The sequence below is a fragment of the Klebsiella sp. X1-16S-Nf21 genome (assembly GCF_002837615.1).
Classification (GTDB): domain Bacteria; phylum Pseudomonadota; class Gammaproteobacteria; order Enterobacterales; family Enterobacteriaceae; genus Klebsiella; species Klebsiella variicola.
In genome coordinates this window covers 26,145-49,847 of sequence record NZ_PJDK01000038.1, presented here as the reverse complement: position 1 = coordinate 49,847, position 23,703 = coordinate 26,145, and the positions used below count along the sequence as shown (strand labels likewise).

The window sequence follows — 23,703 nt, the reverse complement described above, 5'->3', positions numbered from 1 at the left end:
GTTTTTGTTGATTTACGCCGCTATGTTGTTTATGTGATATGGCACAATAGCGGAACAATTGCATTCATGGAGTAAAGCTTGTGTTGGATAAACTGCGTTCCCGGCTGGTCCACTTTGGCCCGTCTTTACTGAGCGTGCCGGTTAAGCTGGCGCCTTTTGCCCTCAAGCGCCAGGTGCTGGAGCAGGTGCTAAGCTGGCAGTTCCGTCAGGCGCTGGCAGAGGGAGAACTGGAGTTTCTCGAGGGGCGCTGGTTAAGTATTCATGTGCGTGACATCGGTCTGCTGTGGTATACCTCGGTAGTCGATGGTCGCCTGGTGGTCAGCCAGCAGGCCGACGCCGACGTCAGCTTCAGCGCCGACGCCAGCGATCTGTTAATGATTGCCGCGCGCAAGCAGGATCCGGATACGCTATTCTTCCAGCGTCGTCTGGTGATTGAAGGCGATACGGAGCTGGGGCTGTACGTAAAAAATTTGATGGACGCCATTGAGCTCGAGCAGATGCCAAAAGCGCTGCGCGTGATGTTGCTGCAACTGGCGGATTTTGTCGAAGCTGGACTGAAGAGCCCGCAGAAACCTGAACAGACATCGGTAGGTGAGGCATGCTGATTCGAGTGGAGATTGGGATTGATGCACCGGGAATCGACGCGCTGCTGCGTCGTACCTTCGGCCGCGATGCCGAAGCGCAGCTGGTGCACGATCTGCGTGAAGATGGACTGATCACGCTGGGGGTGGTGGCAACGGATGATGAAGGCCAGGTGATCGGCTACGTTGCCTTCAGCCCGGTTGCAGTGGAAGGTGAAGAGCTGCAGTGGGTCGGTCTGGCGCCGTTGGCGGTGGATGAACACTATCGTGGACAGGGCATTGGCCGGCAACTGGTCTATGAAGGGCTGGATTCGCTGAATGAGTTCGGCTATGCCGCGGTGGTGACGCTGGGCGACCCGGATTTATACCGTCGCTTCGGCTTTGAGCCGGCCGCGCGCTTCGATCTCCGCTGCCGCTGGCCGGACAGCGCGGAGGCGTTCCAGGTTCACCGTCTGGCGGATGACGCTCTCGAAGGCGTCCACGGCCAGGTAGAATACAGCGACCATTTTAATCGTCTTTGAGCCTCGCCAGCAGGGTATCGAAGGCATCCTCTCCGGCAACGAGGCGCTCTTTTTCGCGCTTCGTTAGCTGCTTAACGCGGTATTCCAGTCGCAACGCAAGTGAGTGTTCACCAACCTCGTGGCTAAAGGCCAGCAGCAGGTCGCCTTTACCGCGCAACGCCTTCGCGCCTTTTCCCGCCTGATGCTGGCGAAAGCGGCGCGGCACATCGGTGGTGATGCCGGTATAAAGGCGATTGTCCGCGGTTCGAATGAGATACAGAAACCAGCACACGGTCACAAAGTCACTATGGTAAGGTGTGTGCACCATAGCATAATGGAGAAGAAAGATGGAAACCCTTGCTGCCATTGGTCGCTGGCTGAGTAAGCAGCACGTCGTCACCTGGTGCGTCTCCCGCGACGACGAGCTGTGGTGTGCGAATGCCTTTTACGTCTATGACCCGGATACCGTGGCCTTTTATCTGCTCAGCGATGAGCACACCCGCCACGGTCAGATGACCGGCGAACGGGCGAAAGTGGCCGGTACGGTTAATGGCCAGCCAAAAACCGTGGCCCTGATCCGCGGCGTGCAGTTCAAAGGCGAGATCCGTCGTCTGAGCGGTGACGAAGAGGCGCGGATGCGCCAGCGCTACGTCAAGCGCTTTCCGGTGGCCCGCATGCTGTCGGCGCCGGTATGGGAGATTCGTCCGGACGAAATCAAGTTTACCGATAACACGCTGGGCTTCGGGAAAAAGTTACACTGGCGGCGTGATGCCGGCGCCGAGCAGGCGTAGCGCTTCGCGATTGAAGGCCGGCAGATCGTCCGGCGTTCTGCTGGTGACCAGCTGTTCGTTATCGACCACCACCTCCTGGTCGTAAAACTCGCCCCCGGCGTTTTTCACATCCACCACGATAGGCTTCACCGCCGTGAGCTTACGCCCGCGGATCACATCGGCGCTGATCAGCAGCTGCGGGCCGTGGCAGATGGCAAACACCGGCTTCCCGCCATTGACGAAATCGCGGGTAAAGGTGACGAAGCGTTCATCCCCGCGCAGCTGATCAGGGGAATAGCCCCCGGGCAGCAGCAAGGCATCAAATTCGCCCGGTGTGACGTCATCAATGGCTCTGTCGATGGCCACCTCCGCTTCTCCCTGTTTACCCTTCACCGTCTTGCCAGCCTGCTTTTCGATCGTGACGACCTGATGCCCGGCGAGCTTGAACGCGTCGGCGGGAGAGGTAAATTCAGAATCTTCAAAGTCGTCGGTAATGAGCACGGCTATCTTTTTACTCATGCTTCCTCCGCTATCTGGATGGTCAATGAGGTAATTCCATGATGATGGTGGATACTTACCTTGTAAGGTATTAAGCCTGGAACATGAGCCCGAAAGTGCAAGGCGGAGAATTCTGTAAAGGAGAATCAATGAGTCAGGTATTATTAACCGGTGCGACCGGGTTAGTTGGCGGTCACTTACTCCGGCTGCTGCAGAATGAGCCGAGCATCAGCTCCATCGCCGCCCCGACGCGTCGCCCGCTGGCGCCAGCGGAAGGTGTCTTTAATCCTCACGATCCCCAGCTGACCGATGCCCTGGCGCAGGTGGTCGACCCGGTCGATATCGTCTTCTGCTGTCTGGGAACAACGCGTCGGGAAGCGGGAAGCAAAGAGGCCTTTGTCCATGCTGATTACACGCTGGTTATCGATACGGCACTGGCCGGAAAACGGCTTGGCGCGCAGCATATGCTGGTGGTCAGCGCGATGGGCGCCAATGCCCACTCGCCGTTTTTCTACAATCGGGTGAAGGGGGAAATGGAGGCGGCGTTGATTGAACAGGCCTGGCCGCGGCTGACCATCGCCCGGCCGTCGATGCTGTCAGGCGAGCGGGAAAAAAAACGGGCCAATGAGACTTTCCTCGAACCGCTGTTCCGGCTGCTGCCAGGAAACTGGAAAGCGATTCCGGCCCGTGACGTGGCGATTGCCCTGCTGGCGGAGGCGCTGTCGCCCTCCCAGGAAGGCGTGCAAATTCTGACGTCATCCCAGCTGCGGGAGCGCGCCGCGCAGCAGGCTGAATAGCGTTTTGCAAACGCAAATATCCGGCGTACTATTCACGGCTTCAATTCATATCCACATTTCTTGCTGGGGAATGCTATGACTGGTCAGTCTTCATCTCAGGCGGCGTCACCGTTTCAATGGTGGAAACCCGCGCTTTTCTTTCTCGTCGTGATTGTCGGCCTGTGGTTCGTCAAATGGCAGCCCTATTACGGGAAAGCCTTCACCGCCGCGGAAACCCACAGTATCGGTAAATCCATTCTCGCCCAGGCCGACGCCAATCCGCTGAAAGCCGCGTGGGACTATGCGATGGTTTACTTCCTCGCCGTCTGGAAAGCGGCAGTGCTCGGCGTGCTGCTCGGGTCGCTGATTCAGGTGCTCATCCCGCGCGATTGGCTGCTGCGCACCCTGGGACAATCGCGTTTTCAGGGCACGCTGCTGGGGGCGATTTTTTCACTGCCTGGCATGATGTGCACCTGCTGCGCCGCGCCGGTCGCGGCCGGCATGCGTAAACAGCAGGTGTCGATGGGCGGGGCGCTGGCGTTCTGGATGGGTAACCCGCTGCTCAACCCGGCGACGCTGGTGTTTATGGGCTTTGTCCTGGGCTGGCAGTTTGCGCTGGTTCGCCTGGTCGCTGGCCTGGCGACGGTGCTGATTGTTGCGACCCTGGTGCAGAAATGGGTGAAAGAGGCGGCGACGCAGCCGGTAGCGGTGCCTGCTGCACCGTCTGAAGCGGCCAGAGACAGCTTCTTTAGCCGCTGGCTGCGGGCGCTGTGGACCCTGTTCTGGAACACGATCCCGGTTTATATCCTCGCGGTACTGGTGCTGGGAGCGGCGCGGGTCTGGCTGTTCCCGCACGCCGATGGCGCGGTGGATAACACGTTGTTCTGGGTCATCGCGATGGCGATCGCCGGCTGCCTGTTTGTGATCCCTACCGCGGCGGAAATTCCGATTGTGCAGACGATGATGCTGGCTGGCATGGGGACAGCGCCCGCGCTGGCGCTGCTCATCACTCTGCCGGCGGTGAGCGTGCCGTCGCTGATTATGCTGCGCAAAGCCTTCCCGGCCAAAGCGCTGTGGCTGACGGGCGGACTGGTGGCGCTGTGCGGGGCGATTGTCGGTGCGCTGGCGCTGGTGTAGTTTGCCGTAAACGTATGGATAGCGGATTGGCTGCCGGGCGGCGGCTACGCCTTACCCGGCACACAACGGACAGGGGACGGTAGCCCGGCTAAGCGCAGCGCCGGCCGGGAGACTGCAGGTTTATTTGATGTAGGTAAAGGCGGTAGTCACCCGGGACACGCCGCTCACCCGGCTGGCAATATCCGCGGCAGCCCGGCCTTCGCGCTCGGTCACCAGCCCCATCAGGAAGACTTCGCTGTTTTCCGTGGTCACCTTCACGTTCGAGGATTTGACCTGATCGGTGCTCAGCAGCTGCGAACGCACCTTGGTGGTAATCCAGGTATCAGACGAGGCGGTCCCTAAACCAATCGGCTGGCCCTGGCGCACTTCATTAAACACTTCCGTGGTCCCTTCCACGCCCATGGCGATTTGCTTGGCGCGGGCGGAGAGGTCCGGCGTCGGCGACTGGCCGGTCAGCAGGACTTTGCCCTGATAAGCCGTGACGTTGATGCGGGCCTGTTTCTTAATCTGTTCATCTTTCGACAAGGCGCTATTGACGCGCAGTTCCAGGGTGCTGTCATCGACCTGGGTTCCCACCGTACGCGGGTCCGTTGCGGCTTTAGTGCCGACAGCTGCCGTTCCGACTACCGCGGCGGCAACGCAGCCCTGCAGCAATAGTGCAGAAAGCAGGATGGCGAGGGGCGAGAGAGCCTTCATGTGTTCTCCTTAATCGTCCTGGTGTGGAAAAAGGGTGTTATCTATCAAATCGCACAGACAGTTGACGGTTAGCATATGCATCTCCTGAATACGCGCGCTGCGATGCGAGGGGATGCGGATTTCGACATCCTGCTGACCTAAGAGGCCAGCCAGCTCACCGCCGTCATAGCCGGTTAACGCGACGATAGTCATGTCGCGAGTCACGGCGGCTTCCACCGCTTTGACGATATCCCGGCTGTTACCGCGCGTAGAGATCGCCAGCAGCACATCGCCGGCGTGTCCCAGAGCGCGCACCTGCTTGGCGTAGATCTCGTCATGCAGGCGATCGTTGGCGATGGCGGTTAAGACCACATTATCGGTATTAAGTGCAATGGCGGGTAAACCAGGGCGTTCCGTTTCAAAACGATTAATCATGCTGGCAGCAAAATGCTGTGCGTTGGCGGCGGAGGTGCCATTACCACAACAGAGGATTTTGTTGCCGTTGAGCAGGGACTGCACGAGCGTCATCGCCGCCCGGGAGATGGCGTCCGGGAGTGCTTCCGCTGCGGCAATTTGGGTTTGAATGCTTTCGGTAAAGCAGGCTTTGATTCTGTCGAGCACGGGATCCCTTACTTCTGGTATTACGCTATTCGCCAAAGGCGTTTTTTAGCCATTGGATGTCGTTTCCGGTGAAGGCTACCACATCGAAACGGCAATCCACAGTCTCAAAGCTCCCATTCTGTCGGCAGAGCCACAAACGGGCGGCTTTAAGCAGTCGTTGTTGTTTTTGCGGGGTGACGCTGGCCGCCGCGTCACCGTACCGGGCGCTACGGCGGTAGCGCACCTCGACAAAAACGGTGACGGCGCCGTCGCGCATGATGAGGTCAATTTCGCCGCCACGCTCGCGGGCATTGGCGGCGATAAAACGCAGGCCCTGGCCTTCCAGCCAGCGGCGAGCCTGGTTTTCCCAGGCATCGCCAGTCTGTTTGCTTAGCTGGCCGGAACGATTTTTCCCTGCTGGTACTTGAGCCATGACAGTTTCCTGTTAATCACGCAGTCCTGGGTGGCCGTCAGATCGCCGGTATTGCCGTTCAGCTCGAAGCCCGGCGTTTGGCGCATTTGCGTGAAGTGGTTCGCCAGTGACCAGGCGTCAGCCCCCATGGCATACAGGCGCGCCAGCGAGTAGTCATTACGTACAGCGGACAGCGCCTGCTGCATCAGCGCCGGGTTGCTGCCGGCCAGCATCGGGATCTCACTATACTGCAGCCCTTCCATCTCCAGACGGAAATCCGGCCCTGCGGTGCCCTGGGCGCTGCGCGAGCTGGCGTACAGGGTGACATTGTTTTGACTGCCGTTGCGCATGGCGATCATGGGTTTGATATAGGCAATCTGTTCCGGGGTGGCGAGGATATAGGCGGCGTCCACGCTGCCGCCGCTGCTCACCGGCATCTCATCCGCACTGCCGAGGGAACTGTTCTGGGCCGAAGGCAGGGTGGAGACCGGGGTGCCGGTCAGCGCAATGCCCCCTCCGCCGTTGACGCTGGCGCGCAGCTCGGCCGTGGATCCAAAACGCTGCTGCAGGACGCTGGCGCCGCCCAGCTTCAGCCATTCGTCGGCAAACGCGCTAACCACGCGATCGCCCAGCGCACCGCGCGGAACCAGCAGCAGTGGCGTCTGTTTGCCCTGTTGGTGGATATGTCGGGCCGCGTCACGCGCTTCGTCTTCCGGGGAAAGCGCGAAATAGCAGAGGTTAGCGCGGCTTTCGACTTTCTCCGGCTGGTTGAGGGCCAGTACATTGAGCGGCGTGTTGCTCTTAATCACATCATCTACGTTCTCTTTCAGCAGCGGCCCGACGACTAAAGTGGCGCCATCCTGCTGAGCCTGGGCAAGCAACTGACTGATGGGCTGGCTGGTGGTGTCGTAAATTTTCAGTTCCGCAGAGGGGTTGGCGGCGCTGGCGACTGCGGGCTGAGGCTGTGCGGTCGGGGCGGTGACCGGCTGAGTGACCGGGGAAGCGGTGGTCTGCGGCGTGGCGGACGCTGCCGGCGCCTGGGCTGTAGGTTCCGCGGCAGGCGCTGCCTGGTCTTGTGCCGGGGCTTGCACCGGTTCAGCGCGGCTTCCGGTGGCGGTTAGATCGCTGACTTCTGCCTGCGACGGACTCACTACATCATCATTACCGGAGACATTCGCCGCCTGGGCAACCTGCGCGGGAACGGCGCTACCCGTCACCGACGGCGCACCATTTTTGGCGGCTTCAAAGCCCTGCTGGATAGTGCGGCCGAAGATCGACGCCTGACCGTTCAGCGGCAGAAAAAGCGCAATCTTGTTGGTGGACGCGGGCTTATAGTTTTGCATGTTCACCAGCGCCGTCGGCAGCATTTTGGCGCCCGGATTTTGCGGATAGCGCGTCTGCCAGTCTTTAACGCCTGCTTTCAGCAGCGTCGGATCGTTGCGGTTGTCAAACCACATCCGCTGCAGATCCAGCCAGCCCTGGAGGGTATTTTCATCGGCGTTGATCACCAGCGCATTGGCCTGGTCCTGGGGCATCGAGGTGAGCGCTTGCCACGTCGCATCAATATTTTTCTGTCGCTGTTTCGCATCGCTCAGCAGCGGCTGCTGGGCGATTAAGGCGCGCAGCAGGGTCAGCGATGGTTTGCCCTGGCTGGCATCGATTTGCGCCTGCCAGTAGCGCGCCTGCTGGGGTTGATCCAGGCTTGTCGGGTCGAGCTTTGCCAGCAGAGTACGAGCGCCCTGATAGTCGTTTTGCGCCAGCTTCACTTCCACCGCCAGCAGCGACTGTTCACGGGCCTGGGTGCTGTTCAGGTTCGACGGCAGCTGGTTGTACAGGTCGATGGCCTGCTGCTTCTTCCCTTCCTGCAGCAGTGCACGAATGGCGAGTAATTGCCAGTTGGTCTTGCTATCATTCGTGCTTTGCTGCATCTGCTGTAGGTAGAAACTGGAGTTGGCCTGCGATGTACCCTGCATAAACGCCGTGCTTTGATCCTGCGTGTGGGTGCCGCAGCCAGCAAAAAGAAGCGTCGCCAGCAATACGGGCAGACAGCGCGCGGGCTTAGAACGAAGAAATGTTGACGGTACCATAAGTGTCCAGTGATATTTTTTTGGCTCAATGCTCAATATTAAATCGGCAATACGGACGAGACAATGAAACAACACGAATCAGCGGATAATTCTCAGGGGCAGCTCTATATTGTGCCCACTCCGATAGGGAATCTGTCTGATATCACGCAGCGCGCACTGGAAGTGTTGCAAGCTGTTGATTTAATTGCTGCGGAAGATACCCGCCACACCGGTTTGCTGCTGCAACATTTTGCGATTAACGCCCGCTTATTTGCGCTTCACGACCATAACGAGCAGCAAAAGGCGGAAACACTTCTCGCTAAACTGAAAGAAGGGCAAAACATCGCGCTGGTCTCCGATGCCGGCACGCCGCTGATTAACGACCCTGGCTATCATCTGGTGCGCACCTGCCGCGAAGCGAATATTCGCGTGGTGCCGCTGCCGGGTCCCTGTGCGGCCATCGCCGCCCTGAGCGCCGCCGGTCTGCCTTCCGACCGTTTCTGCTATGAAGGCTTCCTGCCGGCGAAATCGAAAGGCCGCCGCGATACCCTGAAGGCGCTGGAAGAAGAACCGCGCACTCTCATCTTCTATGAGTCAACGCACCGTCTGGTGGAGAGTCTGGAAGATATCTGCGCGGTACTGGGAGAATCCCGCTACGTGGTGCTGGCCCGCGAGCTGACCAAAACCTGGGAGTCTATCCACGGCGCGCCGATTGGCGAGCTGGTGGCGTGGGTGAAGGAAGACGAAAACCGCCGCAAAGGCGAGATGGTGTTGATTGTCGAAGGCTTTAAGGCCCAGGAAGAGGCGCTGCCGGCAGCCGCGCTGCGTACCCTGGCGCTGCTGCAAGCGGAGCTGCCGCTGAAGAAAGCCGCCGCGCTGGCCGCGGAGATCCACGGCGTGAAGAAAAATGCGTTGTATAAGTACGCCCTGGAGCAGCAGGGGGAGTAAGCGATGAGCCGTTACCAACCGCCGTTTAGCATCACACCCACGGTCCTCAACCTTGTCGTTGAGATTGGGGAATTGCTTGGGCATTGGTCGGCGAAACGTGGACAAACATCGCCGTTGCTGCGTAAAGAAAACCGCATTCGTACTATTCAGGCGTCACTCGCGATTGAACATAATAGCCTGAGCATGGAACAGGTAACGGCGCTGCTGGAAGGCAAACGGGTTCTCGCGCCGGCTAAGGATATTCAGGAAGTGAGAAATGCCATTCGTGCTTATGAATTAATGCCCGGATGGCATGCGGCAAATATTAGGGATCTTCTGACGGCGCATAAAACGCTGATGACAGGGCTGGTTGATCGTCCTGGCGCTTTACGTGGCGGAAACGTCGGCATTTATCGCGGTACGCAGGTGGTACATATGGCTCCACCTGCTGCTCAAGTCCCAAGATTGATCGCTGATTTACTCAGCTGGCTGGAACACACCGAGCTTCATCCTTTGATTGCCAGTTCAGTTTTCCACTATGAGTTTGAGTTCATTCACCCTTTCGCTGATGGCAATGGTCGGATGGGGCGTTTATGGCAGACGTTGATTCTAAGCCAGTGGCGTCAGGAATTGGCCTGGCTGCCCGTTGAAACGCTGATCCACCATCAGCAAGAACGTTATTACGACATTTTAGGTGTTTGTGACAAAACCAGTGATTGCACGCTATTCGTGACCTGGATGTTGCAAAATATCCTGGCGGCGCTGAAAGAAGGTCTGGAGACTTCATTCGTCGTGTCGGAAGAAATGTCGGAAGAAATGTCGGAAGAAATCGACGTTAAAGTAGTTCTACCGGAAAACGCAATTTTGCGTTTGCTAACCGGAAACCCGGAATTGACGGCGAGAGCGCTGGCGGAGATCTTGGGGATATCAGCACGTACGGTTGAGCGCCATCTGCAAGGGCTACAGGCGAAAGGGAGATTGATTCGCATAGGCGCTAAAAAAGGTGGAAGCTGGCTGGTTAAGTAGAACCAGCCGCCATGGTGTTCCACTCAGCGTGCAATCACACTATCTTCAGTTCCACCTTCTTGCTGCTTAACGCTGCGCGGTCATTTTCACTGATACCGTCATCGGTGATTACGCAGTCTATCTTTTCCATCGGCAGTACCTGGTTAAAGCCCCGGCGATTGAATTTGCTGGCGTCGAGCACGGCGATCACCTGATGCGCGGCGGCGGCCATCACGCTGCTGATGGAGTAACCTTCGTTAAAGGTGGTGATACCGTTGGTGGCGTCGATACCGTCGGCGCCGACAAACATCAAATCGGCGCAGATTCCCTGCAGAGAACGTTCGGCAATCGTCCCGTGCATGGAGTGCGTTTTATGCCGCACGGTGCCGCCGCAAACCACCAGGGTGATATCTTTATTTTCCGCCAGGGTAAACGCGGCGGGCAGGCTGTTGGTGATGACGGTGATATTGGTCATCCGCACCAGTGCCTCGGCAATCAGCAGGGTGGTGCTGCCGCTATCGAGGATCACCGTCATACCTTCACGGATCATGGCTACCGCGGCCTGGGCGATGCGCTTTTTGGGATCGCTGGCAAGCTGATAGCGGTCTTCCAGCACCACTTCCTGATTCTCTGCGTCGGTCAGGTCGCTGCCCGCGCGGGCGGCGCCGCCGTGAAAGCGGGTTAACAGCCCTTTTTCTTCCAGTAAGCGAAGATCGGCACGGATCGTTACCTCAGAGATGCCAAAGAGATTCGAAAGGTCTAGAACCAATACGCTGCCCTGCGTATTCACCATATCGACAATTTTGTTCCTTCGTTCAAATGAGTTCATCTTGATTTGCCTGATAATTAACTCATCTCAGTGTAATCGAAGGATAACGAAAGTTGAACGATAATTTTCGAAAGGTTACATGAGCCAGCCCTCAGGGCTGGCTCATGCAGTCAGGAGAGTTTGAGCAGGATTTTACCCTGCATCGGTGCGCCGTTTAGCGCCTGAACTTCACGCGCAAAGCTCTCCGCGTCACCGCGGTGGGCTATTAGCGGTGCCAGCTGCAGGCGTTTTTCTGTCAGCAGGCGGGTGGCCGTTTGCCACTCTTCTCCTGGCCACGGACCAGAGTAATTCATCCAGCTACCGACAATATTCAACTCTTTACGCAGGATCTGCCCGAAGGTGGCGGCCGGGAGGGTTAAATCGTGATGAAGCGTGCCGACCAGCGCCAACTGCGCCCGCGGACCGGCGGCCTCAATCGCCAGCGTGACGGTCTGCGGCGTGCCGGCGGTCTCAAGGACTAACTGGTCGAACTGAATGGCTTCCAGCGCCTGCTGAATCGCCTGGCCGCTCATTTCGCGGCTGTTGAACACTCGGGTTGCGCCAAGGGCTTTGGCCAGCTCCAGTTTCTGAGGATTGATATCGATCGCCGTGACGCTGTTGGCGCCCAGTTCGCGGGCGCACTGTAATGCCAGCAGGCCAATGGTGCCCGCACCGATAATAATCACGTTTTTACCTTCGCAACCCTGCGCCAGGTGGAAGGCGTGGAGGCCAACGGTTATCGGCTCGATAAACGCGCCGTCATCAATCGGCATCTGATCCGGCAGGCGGAACAGGTTGGCGCGCTTCACCACCACATATTCGGCGTTGCCACCTTCGCTGCGTGAGCCGACAAACTGATATTGTTTACATAAAGAGAAATACTCGCGCTGGCACTGCGGACACTGAAAGCAGGGCAGCAGTGGCACGCAGGCGACGGCATCGCCGGGCTGCAGATCAGTTACCGCCGCGCCGTAGGTTTCCACATAGCCGCTGAATTCGTGCCCCAGCGTAATAGGGTAGTAATGCGCGCCTTTGGCGAAAATGCGCGGGATGTCGGAGCCGCATAATCCGGAACTGACCACTTTGACCAGGACATCGTTTTCCGTTTGCAGCGTAGGGATAGGGCGTTCTTCAACGCAGACGTTCCCCTCAGCATGGATTACCACTGATTTCATAACATTCTCCAGCTATAAGATTCAGGGGAGCGACCGCTCCCCTTTTAGATCAAGACATGCCTGTACTTTGTTGTGGGGCAGCGCTTTTTTCTGCTTTTTCCACCGCGATGAAGCGACGGGCACGACGCCAGGTCAGCAGAACGCCAGTCAGATAGATAATGCCGATGACCGCGAAGCCCACCACGTTCTGCCAGGTAAAGAGCTGGATCAGCAGCCAGGTAATCGGTGAACCGCCCTGGTCCATTGAGGCCACCATACCGCCGGCTTTCAGGGCCCCGGCGTTTGCCGCCAGCTGGGTGTGCAGGCCTATGGTCTGGGTGGCGATCCATAGGGTGATACCCATAATGATGACCCCGGAAATCAATGTGCGGAACAGGTTCCCTTGATGTACCGCGACTGCCATCGCCACGAAGAAGCCGATGGTGGCCAGGTCGCCAAACGGCAGGACCTGGTTGCCAGGAACCACGACGGCGATAAGAATGGTCAGCGGGATGAAGATCAGGCTGGCGGAGACCACCGAGGTATGACCGAGCAGCAGCGCCGGGTCGAGACCAATCAGAAATTCCTGGCCGCCGAATTTGGCCTGCAGACGTTTACGCGCCTGTTTGGCTATCGGTGTGAGGCCATCCATAATCGGTTTGATCACCCGTGGCATCAGCAGCATCACCGCTGCGGTTTTCACCGCAAGCTGGAGAATGCTCTTCAGGTCGTAACCCGCCAGCGCGCCAATCACAAGGCCCATGACGAAGCCAACGGTAACCGGTTCACCGAAGGGACCGAAGCGTTTCTGGATATCATCGGCGCTAAAGTGAATACGGTTAAGACCGGGGATCTTGTCGATGATGGTATCGACAAGCACGGCAACCGGCCCTAAATACGCCGAACTGCCGTGCGGGATCGCAATACCCTCGAGGCCAAAGAAATCGCGGGTATCTTTGGCAAACCAGTCGCCCAGCTTATACACAAAGGCGGCATGCACTACCACGCCGAGAATACCTATCCAGTACGATCCGGTAGCGATATGCAGCATCGCGCCGGTAAAGGTCATATGCCAGATGTTCCAGATATCGACATTCACTACGCGGGTCATACGGGTAACCAGCATCACGATATTAACCACGATGGCCACCGGGATCGCCACCAGGGCGATTTGCGACGCCCAGGTCATCGGTGATGAACCCGGCCAACCGATATCGATCACGTGAAGATTAATCTGGAAATGCTCCGCCATCGCCTTTGCCGCCGGGCCGATGGAGTCGAGCATCAGGCCAATGACCAGGCCGATACCGACGAAACCGATCCCGATATGCAGACCAGATTTGAAACAATCCCCGAGCTTCATCCCCAGTAACTTGGAGAAAATAATGATCACGATCGGCAGCATCACCGTCGGACCGAGATCGAGGATATAACGCATGATTTCGCTAAACATGGCGTTTACTCCGCGAGGATGCCGAGGATTTTCTGTTGTAAGGCTTCAATGCCGACGCCCGAAACGAATGGCATGCCGTGTACCACCGGAATGTCGCCAAAGGTCCGCTCCACGCGCGCGGTGGTGCAGATCAGGTCCGCCCCGTCCATGTAGGTTTCGATTTCATTGACCCGGCACTGCACCAAATCCAGTTCAATATTGTGGTCTGCACAAAGCTCTTTAATCTCTTCAGCCGCCATCGTGGAGGTGGCGACGGCACCGCCGCAGGCGACGATAACTTTACGTTTCATAGGGTACCCCTTTTATTATCAGTATCTTATGAAGCCACGGCGTTAAGCTCAGGCTCAAGGATAAATTGCTGGAACCGCACCGGCAGCTGATCGTCGGAAGCGGCGAGCAGTGCCTCCAGCGTGTGCGGATTTTGTAGCTCACTAAATAACCGGCGCAGTAGCTTCAGCTGTGCCGCCGGGTTTTCAACAATCAGCGCGATGATGAGCGAAACGTCGATTTCGCCGTCGTCATCAGCGCGCTGAAAAGGAACCGGCGCATCCGGACGAATCAGGTAAATGGCCGGCGATTTGGCGTGGACGGCTTCACAGTGCGGGATAGCGACAGCATGCTGCTCCAGGGCGATGCCGGTGGGAAAAGTCGCTTCGCGTTCGAGCAGGGCGGCGGGATAGCTGTCGTGTACGACGCCTCGCGCCAGCATCTCTGCGCCAATGTGTTCCAGCGCCTGCTGGCTGGAACTGAAATGAATGCCGGTACGAACAAACAGTTGACTCATATATCCTCTTAACTTCAGGCGATTTCAGAAGAACAGCCGTAGCGGTAGGCACGCAGAACATCCTGGATTTTGTCGAGGATCAGCGCGTGCGGCTCGGCGTTCAGTGCATTCAGCGACAGTCGTTCAAACTGCACCGGCATATACTGGCTGATAAGCCCCAGCGGCAGCTTAGCGTCGGTCAGATTAGCGATAAGTTTCTCAACGCTCTGGCGAATACGCGGATGCGGCCAGTAATAACGGATACGGTCGGAAAGGCTGAAGTGGATATCGACCATCGCCTGGCTCCAGGTGGGGCGATAGTATTTTTTCCAGTAGCCGGGTTCGTTAAGCATCACTTCGTCGATCACCTCCATCACGCGACTGCGAGACTCCGGGGCGATCAGCTCATTTTCCATTTGGGCGAGGGCAAAGATGGCTTCACGCAGGGCAAAGGTGAGCGCCGGGCCGACTTTCAGGATGGCGAAGTGGTCGCGAACCAGCGCGCGATAAGCCTGGCGGGTTTGGTAGTCGGTGGAGTGCGCTTCGTAGACCATCGGGGTACTTTCGATCCAGGCGGAAAGCGCTTTCGCTTCCTGCGGCTGGTAATGAATGATTTGCGTATGGTCGAACTCCACCCCAGGCTGCACGACGATAGCGATAACTCGCTCCAGCGCAGCCTCGAGTCCCAGCTTACGGAAAGCAGCCTCATGGGTTTCGAGTGTCGCCGCGGCATCCTGCGCCCGGGTGACATGTACGCTGCCGATGGTGCAGGCCTCGCCGCCGGGCACCGGAACTTCGGTCCCGATGACGTAGGTTAGGTGGCGCTTTTGCTCAGCGCTGGCGGTCTCTTCGGCAGCCTGACACAGGCGAGCGGCGCGCTCAGCAACCACACCAGGATCCAAAGGCACCGGATCGTCAGCACAGGACATTGACGCATCGAGATGGATTTTGCTAAAGCCGGCCGCGACGTAGGCCTTGATGAGGTCGACAGATTTTTCCATCGCTACGGCGGCCGGTTCGTCTTGCCAACAGTTCGGGCCCAGATGATCGCCGCCAAGAATAATACGTTCAGCCGGGAAACCGACGGTACGGGCGATGTTGTAGACGAAGTCACGGAAATCGGCCGGCTGCATGCCGGTGTAGCCGCCAAACTGATTCACCTGGTTGGATGTCGCTTCGATCAGCACCTTGTTGTTAGTCGACAGATCGAAACGTAACGCCGCTTCGATAACCAGCGGATGCGCTGAACAAACTGAACAGATGCCGATGTGTTCGCCGGACTTATGGCGAGAGATAATGTCTTTCATTTACAACCTCCGTTTTCTTTCGAATATATTCGTTATGTTTTGTTTTGGTCGCAAATGGCTTTGTTTTGAATTGTGATCTGCATCGATAAATAGTCGTGTAACGCAGTGAAAGGTATCGTCTTTCAAGACAAAAACGCCCTGGCCAGAAAGACAGGGCGTTTTTAATTTGTTGAAAATTAACTAAATAGTCGGGAAAGCCAGCTACGTTTCGTTTTGACGGCTTCCTGAGTGGCCTGCTGCGGCTGGGCGGCGATTTCGCCGAGACCGGCGTTAAAAGCGTCGCCAATGGCTTTTAACGCCTGCTGCGCATCGTTGCCGCTGGCCATAAAGTGCAGACGATGACCCTGTTTGGCGCCCAGTGATACGACGCGCATCAGATTTTTGGCATCAACAATGGCGGAGCGCGTATCAAGGTTTTCGACCTGGATTTGCGATCGCCACTGCTTGACGGCTTTCACCAGCACCGCACTGGGGCGGGCATGAAGACCGTGCGGATTGCGCAGGGTAAAGGTGGCCTCTTCGTCAAAGTGCGGCGCGGGTTGTGGTTCTTCGCCTGCTGGCAGAGGGATATCACCAGCGAGAATTTCCAGCACCGCCTGGGGGGTATCGGCGCGCGTAAGCGCGTCAGGCACCCGATCATCGCCCAGGGCATGGGTGAGTTGGCGCAAAATATCGAGATGCTCGTTGTCCTGAGCCGCGATACCGACAATCAGATAGGCGGTTTGCTCCTCACCCCAGTCAACCCCCTGCGGACAAGCCAGCACCTTAACACCCGTTTTGAGCACTGCGTCGCGACTGTGCGGCGTGCCGTGGGGAATAGCGATGCCGTTGCCCAGATAGGTGCTGATTTGCCCCTCGCGCTCGCGCATGCCTTGTAGATAGGCTGCTTGCGTATGTCCGGCCTCAGTCAGGGCTGCAACGACACGTTGTAGCGCCTCGTCTTTCGTTTTGACCTGACGATCGAAACCAATATCGGCAGAAGTCAGTTGCATAGCTTGCTCCTTATTTCATGGCGCCAGCAAGGGCTGTCGCTTTGTCAGTGCGTTTCTGCCATAGCCGCCAGCATCCCAGCATAAGTGCCCCGCAGGCGGAACCGGCGAGAATGCACAGCACCCACATCAACGGTTTACTGACCAGCGGCAGGATTAAGAAGCCGCCGTGCGGTGCCGGAACCTGAATATGCAGGCTGTAGCTGAGTACCGCAGAAATTGATGAGGCGATCATCATCATCGGGATCACCCGCAGCGGATCCTTGGCGGCAAAGGGAATCGCACCTTCGGTAATGTGTGTGCAGCCGAGGATATAGTTGACCATCCCGGCGGCGCGTTCCTCCTCGCTAAAGCCTTTCGGAAAGAACGTGGTCGCCAGAGCGATGACCAGCGGCGGCGTGATGCAGGCGGCAGACACACCGGCCATAAAGAAATAGTTACCTTGCCCCAGCAGCAGCGTACCGGTGACATAGGCCGCTTTGTTGACCGGCCCGCCGAAGTCGAAGGAGCACATTGCGCCGACCACGATCCCCAGCAGGATGGGGTTGGCTTCCTGCAGAGAGCTGAGCCAGTTCATCATGCCATTGTTGATCGCTGCCACTGGCTGGCCGAGCAGGACCATCATCACGCCAATCACCAGGACGCCGATCAGCGGCATAATGAAGATCGACTTCAGCCCTTCGTACTGGCGCGGCAGACCGTCGAGCAGATGACGGATCAGCAGCATAAAATACCCGGCGGCAAATCCGGCGATGATCCCACCGAGGAACCCGGCGCCGGTGGCGTTCGCCAGCAGGCCGCCGACAAAACCGGCGACCATGCCCGGGCGGCCAGATATCGACCAGGCAATGTAGGCGGTAAACACCGGCACCATGATCGAGAACGCCTGCTGACCGACTTTCATCAGGGTGGCGGCAACCACGTTATACTGCGGTGAATTCGGATCGGCGGAGTAGATGCCCCACAGGAAAGAAACGGCGATTAAGATCCCGCCGGCGACAACGAACGGCAGCATGTTGGAAACACCGCTCATCAGATGTTTGTAAATCTGTCGGCCGAACGATTCTCGCTCATATTTCTCGGCGAGATCCGTCGTCGCGGAGTGTCCCTGGCGACGCTGCGCCTGACCGTTAACAACTTTATTAATTAATTCCGCCGGATGGTGAATGGCTTCTTTAACCGGCACCTCAATAACCGGTAAGCCATTAAAACGTTCGGCATTAACATCTTTATCGGCAGCGATAATCACACCATAAATATCCGTCAGGTCTTCCGGCGTAATGGCATTTTCTACGCCGGAAGCGCCATTGGTTTCGACTTTTATTTCAACGTTTAATTTTTTCGCTGCGGTTTTTAAGGCCTCTTCAGCCATAAATGTATGAGCAATACCTGTAGGGCAGCCGGTAACGGCAATAATTTTTTTCATAATCGGACCTTTATAATTGGACGATCTGAAGTTGTTGTAATAATTCTTGCGTACGGTTTAATTTGCCAAGCCCGGCGGAGGCGGCAACATCGGCGCCGGTGGCGCTGGCCAGCGCCAGCGCCTGAGGAATATCGCCTGCGTTAAGCCATCGGCTGAGGAACGCGCCCAGCGCGGCATCGCCGGCGCAGGCCGAGCTGACCAGTTCGATTTTCGGTGCCGAGCAGAACCACAGTTGCTCGCCGTTCGAAAAATAGAGCCCTTGTGCGCCAAGGGTCAGCAGAACATTGCGAGCCCCAAGCTGGTGGAGCGTTTGCATTGCTTCGCGTACCCGCTGGGGGCTGCTGACATCCAGACCAAAGATCTCGTTCAGCTCGTCGTCATTGGGTTTAATCAATAGCGGATGCCACTCCAAAAGCTGGCGCAGCACCGGGTGGCTGATATCTAAGATGACTTCACACCCTTTTTGCTGACACAGCACCAGAATCTCGCTATAGAACCGGCTTTCTATTCCCGGTGGCAGACTGCCGCTGATAACTAAATAATCACCAGGCGTGACGCACTGTAAATGATGAAGAATTTGTTCTTTCCCTTCATCGTTAATCCGCGCGCCGGGATTTACCAGTTTATATTCATCTCTGCCGTCGTTAATAAAGATATTAATACGGGTGGGTTCAGCGACCCATGCCGGCGTGACGTTAATATGTTGTTTGCGTAGTTCCTCAACGATATAGCGGCCGGTAAAACCGCCGAATATGCCCATAACATGGGTTGGCTGCTGGTAATGATGTAATACCAGCGAGACGTTAACCCCTTTACCATTCGGGCAATATTCCGTCTGCCGGGTGCGGTTGACTGCCGCCGGCTGGAGCGGATCGCAAAAGATATTCATATCAATCGCGGTGTTCAGTGTCAGGGTGTGGATCACGACAAGGCTCCTTCGATCCGCTGATTACAGTTGTCCTTCGCAGCCACAGACGTGAATGACTTTGCGAACGACCTCTTTCATTGCCGCTTTCGCCGGTTTCATATAGTGACGAGGATCGTTGGCGCCCGGATTTTCCAGGAAGTAGGCTTTCAGTGCATCCGAGAAGGCGATTTTAAGTTCGGTGGCGACGTTGACTTTGCATACGCCCAGAGAAATGGCGTGGCGAATATCACTATCCGGCAGGCCGGAAGCGCCGTGCAGAACCAGTGGAACATCAACGCAGTCGCGAATAGCCGCCAGGCGCTCAAAATCAAGCTTCGGTTCGGCGGTGTAAAGGCCGTGAGCGGTACCGATGGCGACGGCCAGCGAATCAATACCGGTACGAGCGACAAATTCACGGGCCTGTTCTGGGTTGGTATAGAGCGCATCTTTAGCATCGACCACCAGATCGTCTTCGACTCCGCCCAGACGGCCCAGCTCGGCTTCTACGCTGGCATCATAGCGGTGGCTCAACTCCACCACGCTTTTTACCAGTGCCACATTTTCCTCGAACGGTGAGTGAGAGCCATCGATCATGACCGAGCGGATCCCTGCCTGGACTTTGCGCGTGATATCAGCCAGATCCTCGTGATGATCGAGGTGCAGGGCGAGCGGGAGATCCCACTTTTTCGCCAGATCGCGGGCGATCGCCACCACGTTGCCGGTGCCGGCATAGCTGTAGGTACCGGGCGTGCCGGCAAGGATCAAGGGGGAGCGTAATTCAGCCGCCGTTTCAACGACGACCTGCATGGTTTCGAGGTTATGGATATTGAAAGCCGGCACGGCATAACCCTGTCGTTGAGCTTTTAACAGCATGTTTTTACTGGAAATGATGTACATTTTAGCCCTCTTTTTCAATTTGTAAGTTATTCACATTAAATAACCTTCAATTTGAAAGTAATGTAACGATCGTCTCGACTTTTAGGTGTGATCCACCGCACACAATGATGAATTGATTTTTAAAATGAAAGTTAATAGTATTTTTAATGTTTCTTTTTTAAAGTTTTAGCAGGGAAGGGGTGTCATTATAACTATTTGATTAATATGCATTAATTTGTTTAGGGCAAGATGGGGGTTCAGCCGCGGTTTGACATTACGATAGGGAAATTTAAAAATGAAAGTTATTCCAGGAGAAAATAATAAGGCATAAACCGTGGCAAAACCGTCAACCAGCCTGCTGAAAAGGCGCTTGGACATCGCAGAGATCGTTCGTAAGAACGGCGAGATCAAAGTCGACGATCTGGCCGAAATGCTGGCTGTTTCCGGAGTGACAATCCGTAACGATCTCAACTACCTCGAGCAGCAGGGCTACTTGAAACGCTCCTTCGGCGGGGCGATTTATACCGCCCAGGCTGGCGCGCCGGTTGCGGTGATGCGGGAAGCACCAGCCGTCAGGGATAAAGCGCTGGAGACGGAAATGGCTCGCCAGGTGGCGGCGCAGATAGAAGATGGCGAAACGCTATTTTTAGGCCAAGGTTCCATTTTGCGTAAAGTGATCCCCTTTCTGGCCAACAGAGAAGAACTTTGCCTGCTGTTAAACGATCTGGGCCATGTCGCGCTGGCGCAGGAGTTTTTAAATGGGGAAACCGTTCTGCTTGGTGGGGTGCTGTCCGGGCAGGGGCGGATTGTGGAGGGCGATCTGGCGCTGAAAGCGTTAGGTCATTACCGGCCATCACATGCGCTGATTGCGGTGGATCATATTGCCGAAGACGGTACGCTGAGCGTGCGTAACGAGGCCACAGCACATCTACTGAATGAGGCTGTGGCGCAGAGCGAAAGAGTTATCGCGATTGTTGCGTCCAGACCGGTCTACGGTGAGAAACGTTATGCTGTCGGTGAATTGCAACAGATCAGCAGCGTGGTGACCCCGCAGGTCGTCGCGGCAGAGTACCATGCCTGCTTCCTCGCTGCGGGTTTGACCAACAGCTATACCAACAATGAATGCCTGACATGGCTCAACACGGCTTTGCATAAGACAAACCAGGAGCGGTGATGAACGTAACCATTTGCACCATCGGCGAACTGCTGGTGGAGTTTCTCGCCAAGGAAGAGAATCAGGGTTTTTCCCGCCCCGGTGAATTTTGGGGGCCCTATCCCAGCGGGGCGCCGGCAATCTTTGCCGATCAGGTGGCAAAGCTGGGTTTTGGCTCTGTGTTGTTTAGCTGCGTGGGCAACGACGCATTTGGCGAGATGAATATTGCGCGTCTGGAGAAAGATGGCGTTAACGTCAACGGTATCGCCATGCTGCAGAAAGCGACCACCGGTAGCGCCTTCGTCAGCTATCGTAGCCAGGCGCAGCGCGATTTTATTTTTAATATGCCTAACAGCGCCTGCGGTTTGCTGACTGCCGACCACATTGATGAGGCGCTGCTAAATCAGTGTCAGCATTTTCATATTATGGGATCGTCGCTGTTCTCGTTCCGTATTATCGATGCGATGCGTAAAGCGATTGAAAACATTAAAGGCCGCAACGGTACGGTGTCGTTCGACCCAAACATTCGCAAAGAGATGCTGAACATTCCCGAGATGTCGCAGGCGTTTGAATACATTCTCGATTACACCGATATTTTCCTGCCGAGCGACGGTGAGCTGGATTATTTTGGCCTCAATCCGGAGCGCAATGAGCAGATCCTGGTTGATAAGCTATTGAAACGCGGCGTGAAGCATGTGGTGATTAAACGTGGGCCGCGTGGCGCCAGCTACTTTAGCGCCAACGAGACACACCATGTCGCCGGCTTCAACGTGCCGGTGGTGGATCCGACTGGTGCCGGGGATTGCTTTGGCGCCACCTTTGTCAGCCTGTTCCTCAATGGCGCCACGCCGCAGGAGGCGCTGAGATGGGCAAACGCCAGCGGCTCGTTGGCGATTAGCCAACGCGGCCCCATGGAAGGCACCTCGACGCAGGCGCAGATCCGCGCTTTCCTTGCCGCACAGCATCCGTAACCAACAAGCCCGGATAAATCCGGGCTAAAAGTAGTTAAATTCTCACGCTCTCGATCAGGTCACCGGCGCCGGGTTAAACACCGCCAGCTGGTTGTGCAGGCCCCATTGATCGGAGAAGGTTTTCTTGCGTCCGCTGGCGACGTCGAGAATAAATTCGAACAGCTTCCGCCCGACATCCTCAATCGTCTCTTCGCCAGTGGCGATGGTCCCGGCGTTAATGTCCATTAAGTCATACCAGCGGTTGGCCAGCTCGGTACGGGTCGCCATTTTTATTACGGGTACCGCCATCAGGCCATACGGCGTGCCGCGACCGGTGGTGAACACCTGCACGGTAATGCCAGAGGCGACCTGCTGGGTGCCGCAGACAAAATCGCTGGCGGGGGTAGCGGCATAAATCAGGCCGCGTTTGGTCGGGCGCTGGCCTGGAGAGAGCACCTCGACGATGGCGCTTTTACCTGATTTAGCAATAGAACCCAGCGCTTTTTCCACCACGTTAGCCAGGCCGCCTTTTTTGTTGCCGGGGGAGGGGTTGGCGCTGCGGTCGGTTTTGCCCATGTCGAGATAGTTATCGTACCAGGCCATCTCTTCCAGCAGGCGTTTGCCGACCTCTTCGTTAATCGCCCGCGGGGTTAACAGATGGATGGCGTCGCGGACTTCGGTCACTTCCGAGAACATCACCGTCGCGCCGCAGCGCACCAGCAGGTCGGATGCATAACCCACCGCCGGGTTGGCGGTCACACCGGAGAAGGCGTCGCTGCCGCCGCACTGCATGCCGACCACCAGCTCTGAAGCCGGACAGGTTTCCCGCTGGCGCTGGTTCAGTTTCACCAGGTGGCGCTCGGCGACCTGCAGAATGTCATCGACCATCGATTTAAAACCAACATGCTTTTCATCCTGCAGGCTGACGATGCTGGCGCTGTCCACCGGGATACTTTTGACGTCTTCCGTGCCCTGCAGCAGGCGTTCCGGCTGCAGCTTTTCACAGCCGAGGCCAATGACCATCACCTCGCCGCCGAAATTCGGGTTGAGGGCGATATTGTGGATAGTGCGAATTGGCACTACCGCCGCCGGTGCATTAATCGCCACGCCGCAACCGTAGAGGTGGTTCAGGCCTACCACGCCGTCGACGTTGGGGTATTTCGGCAGCAGGTCGCGTTCAATGATTTTCACCACATAATCAACCACGCCCGCAACACAGTGCACGCTGGTGGTGATGCCCAGCAGGTTCTTGGTGCCCACGCTGCCATCGGCATTGCGGTACCCTTCAAAGGTATAGCCTTCCAGAGGCGGTAGGGGTTCAGGCACTTTGGTCGCCAGCGGCAGGGTGTTCAACGGCGGGGCGGTGGGCAGTTCCACCAGCGATTCGTCAATCCAGCTTCCCTGTGGGATGTCGCGCACGGCGAAGCCAATCACTTCTCCGTAGCGGATGATTTCACCGCGGGCAGGGATATCCACCAGGGCTACTTTATGACCCTGTGGGATGTGTTCGACGAGCGTCAGGCCGTCCGGGAAACGTGTTCCGGCGGTCAATCCCCGATCGTTGACAATAATCGCCACGTTATCTGTCGGGTCAACTTTAATATAAAACGCGGTTGGCGATTGTTGTCGAATTGCAATGTCAGCCATTGTCCAGTCATCTCCAAACAGGTGCTAAAAAAAGAATGAAATGGTCATTCTGGTGCTGTAGAAAAGAATAATGAAATAAAGAATGTCAGGAGTAATGGCTTTAAAATGTGATCTGTATCACCCCTCTTTGCGACGACGCTCACGCACCGACAGGCAATCATGAGAACTGTGGATTAGCGCCCATGACTTGTGGCATTTGCCTAACTAAAGCGTCAGATAAGACATTTATATTGTGATTATGCATGGTGTCTGGCGATGGCAGGCTGATTATACTGTGTCATGTTTTTGAGGTAGCCGATAGGCAATAAGAGAGCGTTGATATC

Annotated in this window: 26 protein-coding genes; 9 read left to right on the top strand and 17 right to left on the bottom strand. The window is 56.7% G+C overall.

What is annotated here, in order from left to right; genetic code table 11:
* Positions 1-80 precede the first annotated feature (80 nt).
* Together ubiT and CW267_RS17670 are read left to right on the top strand one after the other, a co-directional pair.
* Entirely contained in the window at positions 81-605 is a 525-nt protein-coding gene (gene ubiT / locus CW267_RS17675) for a ubiquinone anaerobic biosynthesis accessory factor UbiT (RefSeq protein WP_008806622.1), read from the top strand.
* Positions 599-1,102 (top strand): GNAT family N-acetyltransferase, encoded by a 504-nt coding sequence (locus CW267_RS17670; RefSeq protein WP_008806621.1) that lies wholly within the window; start codon positions 599-601, stop codon positions 1,100-1,102. The genes ubiT and CW267_RS17670 overlap by 7 nt, the downstream gene beginning before the upstream one ends.
* Here the strand turns inward: CW267_RS17670 and CW267_RS17665 are convergent.
* On the bottom strand, positions 1,089-1,379 hold the full coding sequence (locus CW267_RS17665; RefSeq protein WP_032731566.1) for a GIY-YIG nuclease family protein: 291 nt from the start codon (positions 1,377-1,379) through the stop codon (positions 1,089-1,091). The two genes, CW267_RS17670 and CW267_RS17665, sit on opposite strands and share 14 nt — an antisense overlap.
* A gap of 49 nt (positions 1,380-1,428) precedes the next feature.
* Between CW267_RS17665 and CW267_RS17660 the strand changes: the two genes are divergently transcribed.
* On the top strand, positions 1,429-1,872 hold the full coding sequence (locus tag CW267_RS17660) for a YhbP family protein (protein WP_008806619.1): 444 nt from the start codon (positions 1,429-1,431) through the stop codon (positions 1,870-1,872).
* On the opposite strand, the gene CW267_RS17655 is transcribed toward CW267_RS17660, so the two are convergent.
* Complete coding sequence (locus CW267_RS17655) at positions 1,834-2,370, bottom strand: type 1 glutamine amidotransferase domain-containing protein (protein ID WP_008806618.1); 537 nt, start codon at positions 2,368-2,370, stop codon at positions 1,834-1,836. The genes CW267_RS17660 and CW267_RS17655 overlap by 39 nt on opposite strands.
* Before the next feature lie 128 nt (positions 2,371-2,498).
* Here CW267_RS17655 and CW267_RS17650 point away from each other — a divergent pair, with 128 nt between their 5' ends.
* Both CW267_RS17650 and CW267_RS17645 read left to right on the top strand, forming a co-directional pair.
* Positions 2,499-3,146: an NAD(P)H-binding protein gene (locus tag CW267_RS17650; RefSeq protein ID WP_012967175.1), complete on the top strand. Its 648-nt coding sequence runs from the start codon at positions 2,499-2,501 to the stop codon at positions 3,144-3,146.
* Positions 3,147-3,221: 75 nt separating this feature from the next.
* Complete coding sequence (locus CW267_RS17645; RefSeq protein WP_008806616.1) at positions 3,222-4,262, top strand: permease; 1,041 nt, start codon at positions 3,222-3,224, stop codon at positions 4,260-4,262.
* 120 nt (positions 4,263-4,382) lie between these two features.
* On the opposite strand, the gene dolP is transcribed toward CW267_RS17645, so the two are convergent.
* From dolP to CW267_RS17625, 4 genes are read right to left on the bottom strand one after another with little or no spacing between them, the layout of a single operon-like run.
* Entirely contained in the window at positions 4,383-4,958 is a 576-nt protein-coding gene (gene dolP / locus CW267_RS17640; protein ID WP_008806615.1) for a division/outer membrane stress-associated lipid-binding lipoprotein, read from the bottom strand.
* Between the two features lie 9 nt (positions 4,959-4,967).
* A complete protein-coding gene (diaA, locus tag CW267_RS17635) occupies positions 4,968-5,558 on the bottom strand; it encodes a DnaA initiator-associating protein DiaA (protein ID WP_002918211.1) in 591 nt (196 codons plus the stop codon).
* 25 nt (positions 5,559-5,583) lie between these two features.
* Positions 5,584-5,970, bottom strand: a complete 387-nt coding sequence (locus CW267_RS17630) for a YraN family protein (protein WP_008806614.1) — start codon at positions 5,968-5,970, stop codon at positions 5,584-5,586.
* A complete protein-coding gene (locus CW267_RS17625; RefSeq protein WP_048964577.1) occupies positions 5,928-8,036 on the bottom strand; it encodes a penicillin-binding protein activator in 2,109 nt (702 codons plus the stop codon). Before CW267_RS17625 ends, CW267_RS17630 begins: the two co-directional genes overlap by 43 nt.
* A gap of 63 nt (positions 8,037-8,099) precedes the next feature.
* Here CW267_RS17625 and rsmI point away from each other — a divergent pair, with 63 nt between their 5' ends.
* Together rsmI and CW267_RS17615 are read left to right on the top strand one after the other, a co-directional pair.
* On the top strand, positions 8,100-8,963 hold the full coding sequence (gene rsmI / locus CW267_RS17620; protein WP_004144878.1) for a 16S rRNA (cytidine(1402)-2'-O)-methyltransferase: 864 nt from the start codon (positions 8,100-8,102) through the stop codon (positions 8,961-8,963).
* A 114-nt stretch (positions 8,964-9,077) separates the two neighbouring features.
* Complete coding sequence (locus tag CW267_RS17615) at positions 9,078-9,968, top strand: Fic family protein (protein ID WP_165453583.1); 891 nt, start codon at positions 9,078-9,080, stop codon at positions 9,966-9,968.
* A gap of 34 nt (positions 9,969-10,002) precedes the next feature.
* On the opposite strand, the gene CW267_RS17610 is transcribed toward CW267_RS17615, so the two are convergent.
* From CW267_RS17610 to CW267_RS17565, 10 genes are all read right to left on the bottom strand, one after another.
* Complete coding sequence (locus tag CW267_RS17610) at positions 10,003-10,776, bottom strand: DeoR/GlpR family DNA-binding transcription regulator (protein ID WP_008806611.1); 774 nt, start codon at positions 10,774-10,776, stop codon at positions 10,003-10,005.
* A gap of 110 nt (positions 10,777-10,886) precedes the next feature.
* Positions 10,887-11,930 carry a galactitol-1-phosphate 5-dehydrogenase gene (gatD, locus tag CW267_RS17605; RefSeq protein WP_100781255.1) on the bottom strand — a complete coding sequence of 348 codons (1,044 nt, stop codon included), beginning with the start codon at positions 11,928-11,930 and terminating at the stop codon, positions 10,887-10,889.
* 49 nt (positions 11,931-11,979) lie between these two features.
* Positions 11,980-13,362 (bottom strand): galactitol-specific PTS transporter subunit IIC, encoded by a 1,383-nt coding sequence (locus CW267_RS17600; protein WP_008806609.1) that lies wholly within the window; start codon positions 13,360-13,362, stop codon positions 11,980-11,982.
* A 5-nt stretch (positions 13,363-13,367) separates the two neighbouring features.
* Positions 13,368-13,652: a PTS galactitol transporter subunit IIB gene (gene gatB / locus CW267_RS17595; protein WP_002918119.1), complete on the bottom strand. Its 285-nt coding sequence runs from the start codon at positions 13,650-13,652 to the stop codon at positions 13,368-13,370.
* A 26-nt stretch (positions 13,653-13,678) separates the two neighbouring features.
* Complete coding sequence (gene gatA, locus CW267_RS17590) at positions 13,679-14,146, bottom strand: PTS galactitol transporter subunit IIA (protein WP_008806608.1); 468 nt, start codon at positions 14,144-14,146, stop codon at positions 13,679-13,681.
* Between the two features lie 14 nt (positions 14,147-14,160).
* Positions 14,161-15,432 (bottom strand): tagatose-bisphosphate aldolase subunit GatZ, encoded by a 1,272-nt coding sequence (gene gatZ / locus CW267_RS17585; protein ID WP_022066327.1) that lies wholly within the window; start codon positions 15,430-15,432, stop codon positions 14,161-14,163.
* 176 nt (positions 15,433-15,608) lie between these two features.
* On the bottom strand, positions 15,609-16,424 hold the full coding sequence (locus tag CW267_RS17580; RefSeq protein ID WP_008806606.1) for an HPr family phosphocarrier protein: 816 nt from the start codon (positions 16,422-16,424) through the stop codon (positions 15,609-15,611).
* A 10-nt stretch (positions 16,425-16,434) separates the two neighbouring features.
* Complete coding sequence (locus tag CW267_RS17575; RefSeq protein WP_008806605.1) at positions 16,435-17,847, bottom strand: PTS fructose transporter subunit IIC; 1,413 nt, start codon at positions 17,845-17,847, stop codon at positions 16,435-16,437.
* A gap of 10 nt (positions 17,848-17,857) precedes the next feature.
* A complete protein-coding gene (gene pfkB, locus CW267_RS17570) occupies positions 17,858-18,772 on the bottom strand; it encodes a 1-phosphofructokinase (protein ID WP_008806604.1) in 915 nt (304 codons plus the stop codon).
* Between the two features lie 24 nt (positions 18,773-18,796).
* The gene (locus CW267_RS17565; protein WP_022066326.1) at positions 18,797-19,651 is read right to left on the bottom strand and encodes a tagatose bisphosphate family class II aldolase; all 855 of its coding nucleotides are present in this window, start codon (positions 19,649-19,651) and stop codon (positions 18,797-18,799) included.
* Between the two features lie 349 nt (positions 19,652-20,000).
* Here CW267_RS17565 and CW267_RS17555 point away from each other — a divergent pair, with 349 nt between their 5' ends.
* Together CW267_RS17555 and CW267_RS17550 are read left to right on the top strand one after the other, a co-directional pair.
* On the top strand, positions 20,001-20,804 hold the full coding sequence (locus CW267_RS17555) for a DeoR/GlpR family DNA-binding transcription regulator (protein WP_008806602.1): 804 nt from the start codon (positions 20,001-20,003) through the stop codon (positions 20,802-20,804).
* Positions 20,804-21,754 (top strand): sugar kinase, encoded by a 951-nt coding sequence (locus tag CW267_RS17550; protein WP_012967182.1) that lies wholly within the window; start codon positions 20,804-20,806, stop codon positions 21,752-21,754. The genes CW267_RS17555 and CW267_RS17550 overlap by 1 nt, the downstream gene beginning before the upstream one ends.
* A gap of 54 nt (positions 21,755-21,808) precedes the next feature.
* Here CW267_RS17550 and garD read toward each other — a convergent pair whose 3' ends face one another.
* Positions 21,809-23,380 (bottom strand): galactarate dehydratase, encoded by a 1,572-nt coding sequence (gene garD, locus CW267_RS17545; protein ID WP_012967183.1) that lies wholly within the window; start codon positions 23,378-23,380, stop codon positions 21,809-21,811.
* Positions 23,381-23,703 lie beyond the last annotated feature (323 nt).

What these genes read in the sequence shown, in the direction of transcription:
- CW267_RS17670 (WP_008806621.1), top strand. Translation starts at nt 599, where the DNA reads ATGCTGATTCGAGTGGAGATTGGGATTGATGCACCGGGAATCGACGCG.
- CW267_RS17660 (WP_008806619.1), top strand. Translation starts at nt 1,429, where the DNA reads ATGGAAACCCTTGCTGCCATTGGTCGCTGGCTGAGTAAGCAGCACGTC.
- CW267_RS17655 (WP_008806618.1), bottom strand. Translation starts at nt 2,370, where the DNA reads ATGAGTAAAAAGATAGCCGTGCTCATTACCGACGACTTTGAAGATTCT.
- CW267_RS17650 (WP_012967175.1), top strand. Translation starts at nt 2,499, where the DNA reads ATGAGTCAGGTATTATTAACCGGTGCGACCGGGTTAGTTGGCGGTCAC.
- CW267_RS17645 (WP_008806616.1), top strand. Translation starts at nt 3,222, where the DNA reads ATGACTGGTCAGTCTTCATCTCAGGCGGCGTCACCGTTTCAATGGTGG.
- dolP (WP_008806615.1), bottom strand. Translation starts at nt 4,958, where the DNA reads ATGAAGGCTCTCTCGCCCCTCGCCATCCTGCTTTCTGCACTATTGCTG.
- CW267_RS17630 (WP_008806614.1), bottom strand. Translation starts at nt 5,970, where the DNA reads ATGGCTCAAGTACCAGCAGGGAAAAATCGTTCCGGCCAGCTAAGCAAA.
- CW267_RS17625 (WP_048964577.1), bottom strand. Translation starts at nt 8,036, where the DNA reads ATGGTACCGTCAACATTTCTTCGTTCTAAGCCCGCGCGCTGTCTGCCC.
- rsmI (WP_004144878.1), top strand. Translation starts at nt 8,100, where the DNA reads ATGAAACAACACGAATCAGCGGATAATTCTCAGGGGCAGCTCTATATT.
- CW267_RS17610 (WP_008806611.1), bottom strand. Translation starts at nt 10,776, where the DNA reads ATGAACTCATTTGAACGAAGGAACAAAATTGTCGATATGGTGAATACG.
- gatD (WP_100781255.1), bottom strand. Translation starts at nt 11,930, where the DNA reads ATGAAATCAGTGGTAATCCATGCTGAGGGGAACGTCTGCGTTGAAGAA.
- CW267_RS17600 (WP_008806609.1), bottom strand. Translation starts at nt 13,362, where the DNA reads ATGTTTAGCGAAATCATGCGTTATATCCTCGATCTCGGTCCGACGGTG.
- gatB (WP_002918119.1), bottom strand. Translation starts at nt 13,652, where the DNA reads ATGAAACGTAAAGTTATCGTCGCCTGCGGCGGTGCCGTCGCCACCTCC.
- gatA (WP_008806608.1), bottom strand. Translation starts at nt 14,146, where the DNA reads ATGAGTCAACTGTTTGTTCGTACCGGCATTCATTTCAGTTCCAGCCAG.
- gatZ (WP_022066327.1), bottom strand. Translation starts at nt 15,432, where the DNA reads ATGAAAGACATTATCTCTCGCCATAAGTCCGGCGAACACATCGGCATC.
- CW267_RS17580 (WP_008806606.1), bottom strand. Translation starts at nt 16,424, where the DNA reads ATGCAACTGACTTCTGCCGATATTGGTTTCGATCGTCAGGTCAAAACG.
- CW267_RS17575 (WP_008806605.1), bottom strand. Translation starts at nt 17,847, where the DNA reads ATGAAAAAAATTATTGCCGTTACCGGCTGCCCTACAGGTATTGCTCAT.
- CW267_RS17565 (WP_022066326.1), bottom strand. Translation starts at nt 19,651, where the DNA reads ATGTACATCATTTCCAGTAAAAACATGCTGTTAAAAGCTCAACGACAG.
- CW267_RS17550 (WP_012967182.1), top strand. Translation starts at nt 20,804, where the DNA reads ATGAACGTAACCATTTGCACCATCGGCGAACTGCTGGTGGAGTTTCTC.
- garD (WP_012967183.1), bottom strand. Translation starts at nt 23,380, where the DNA reads ATGGCTGACATTGCAATTCGACAACAATCGCCAACCGCGTTTTATATT.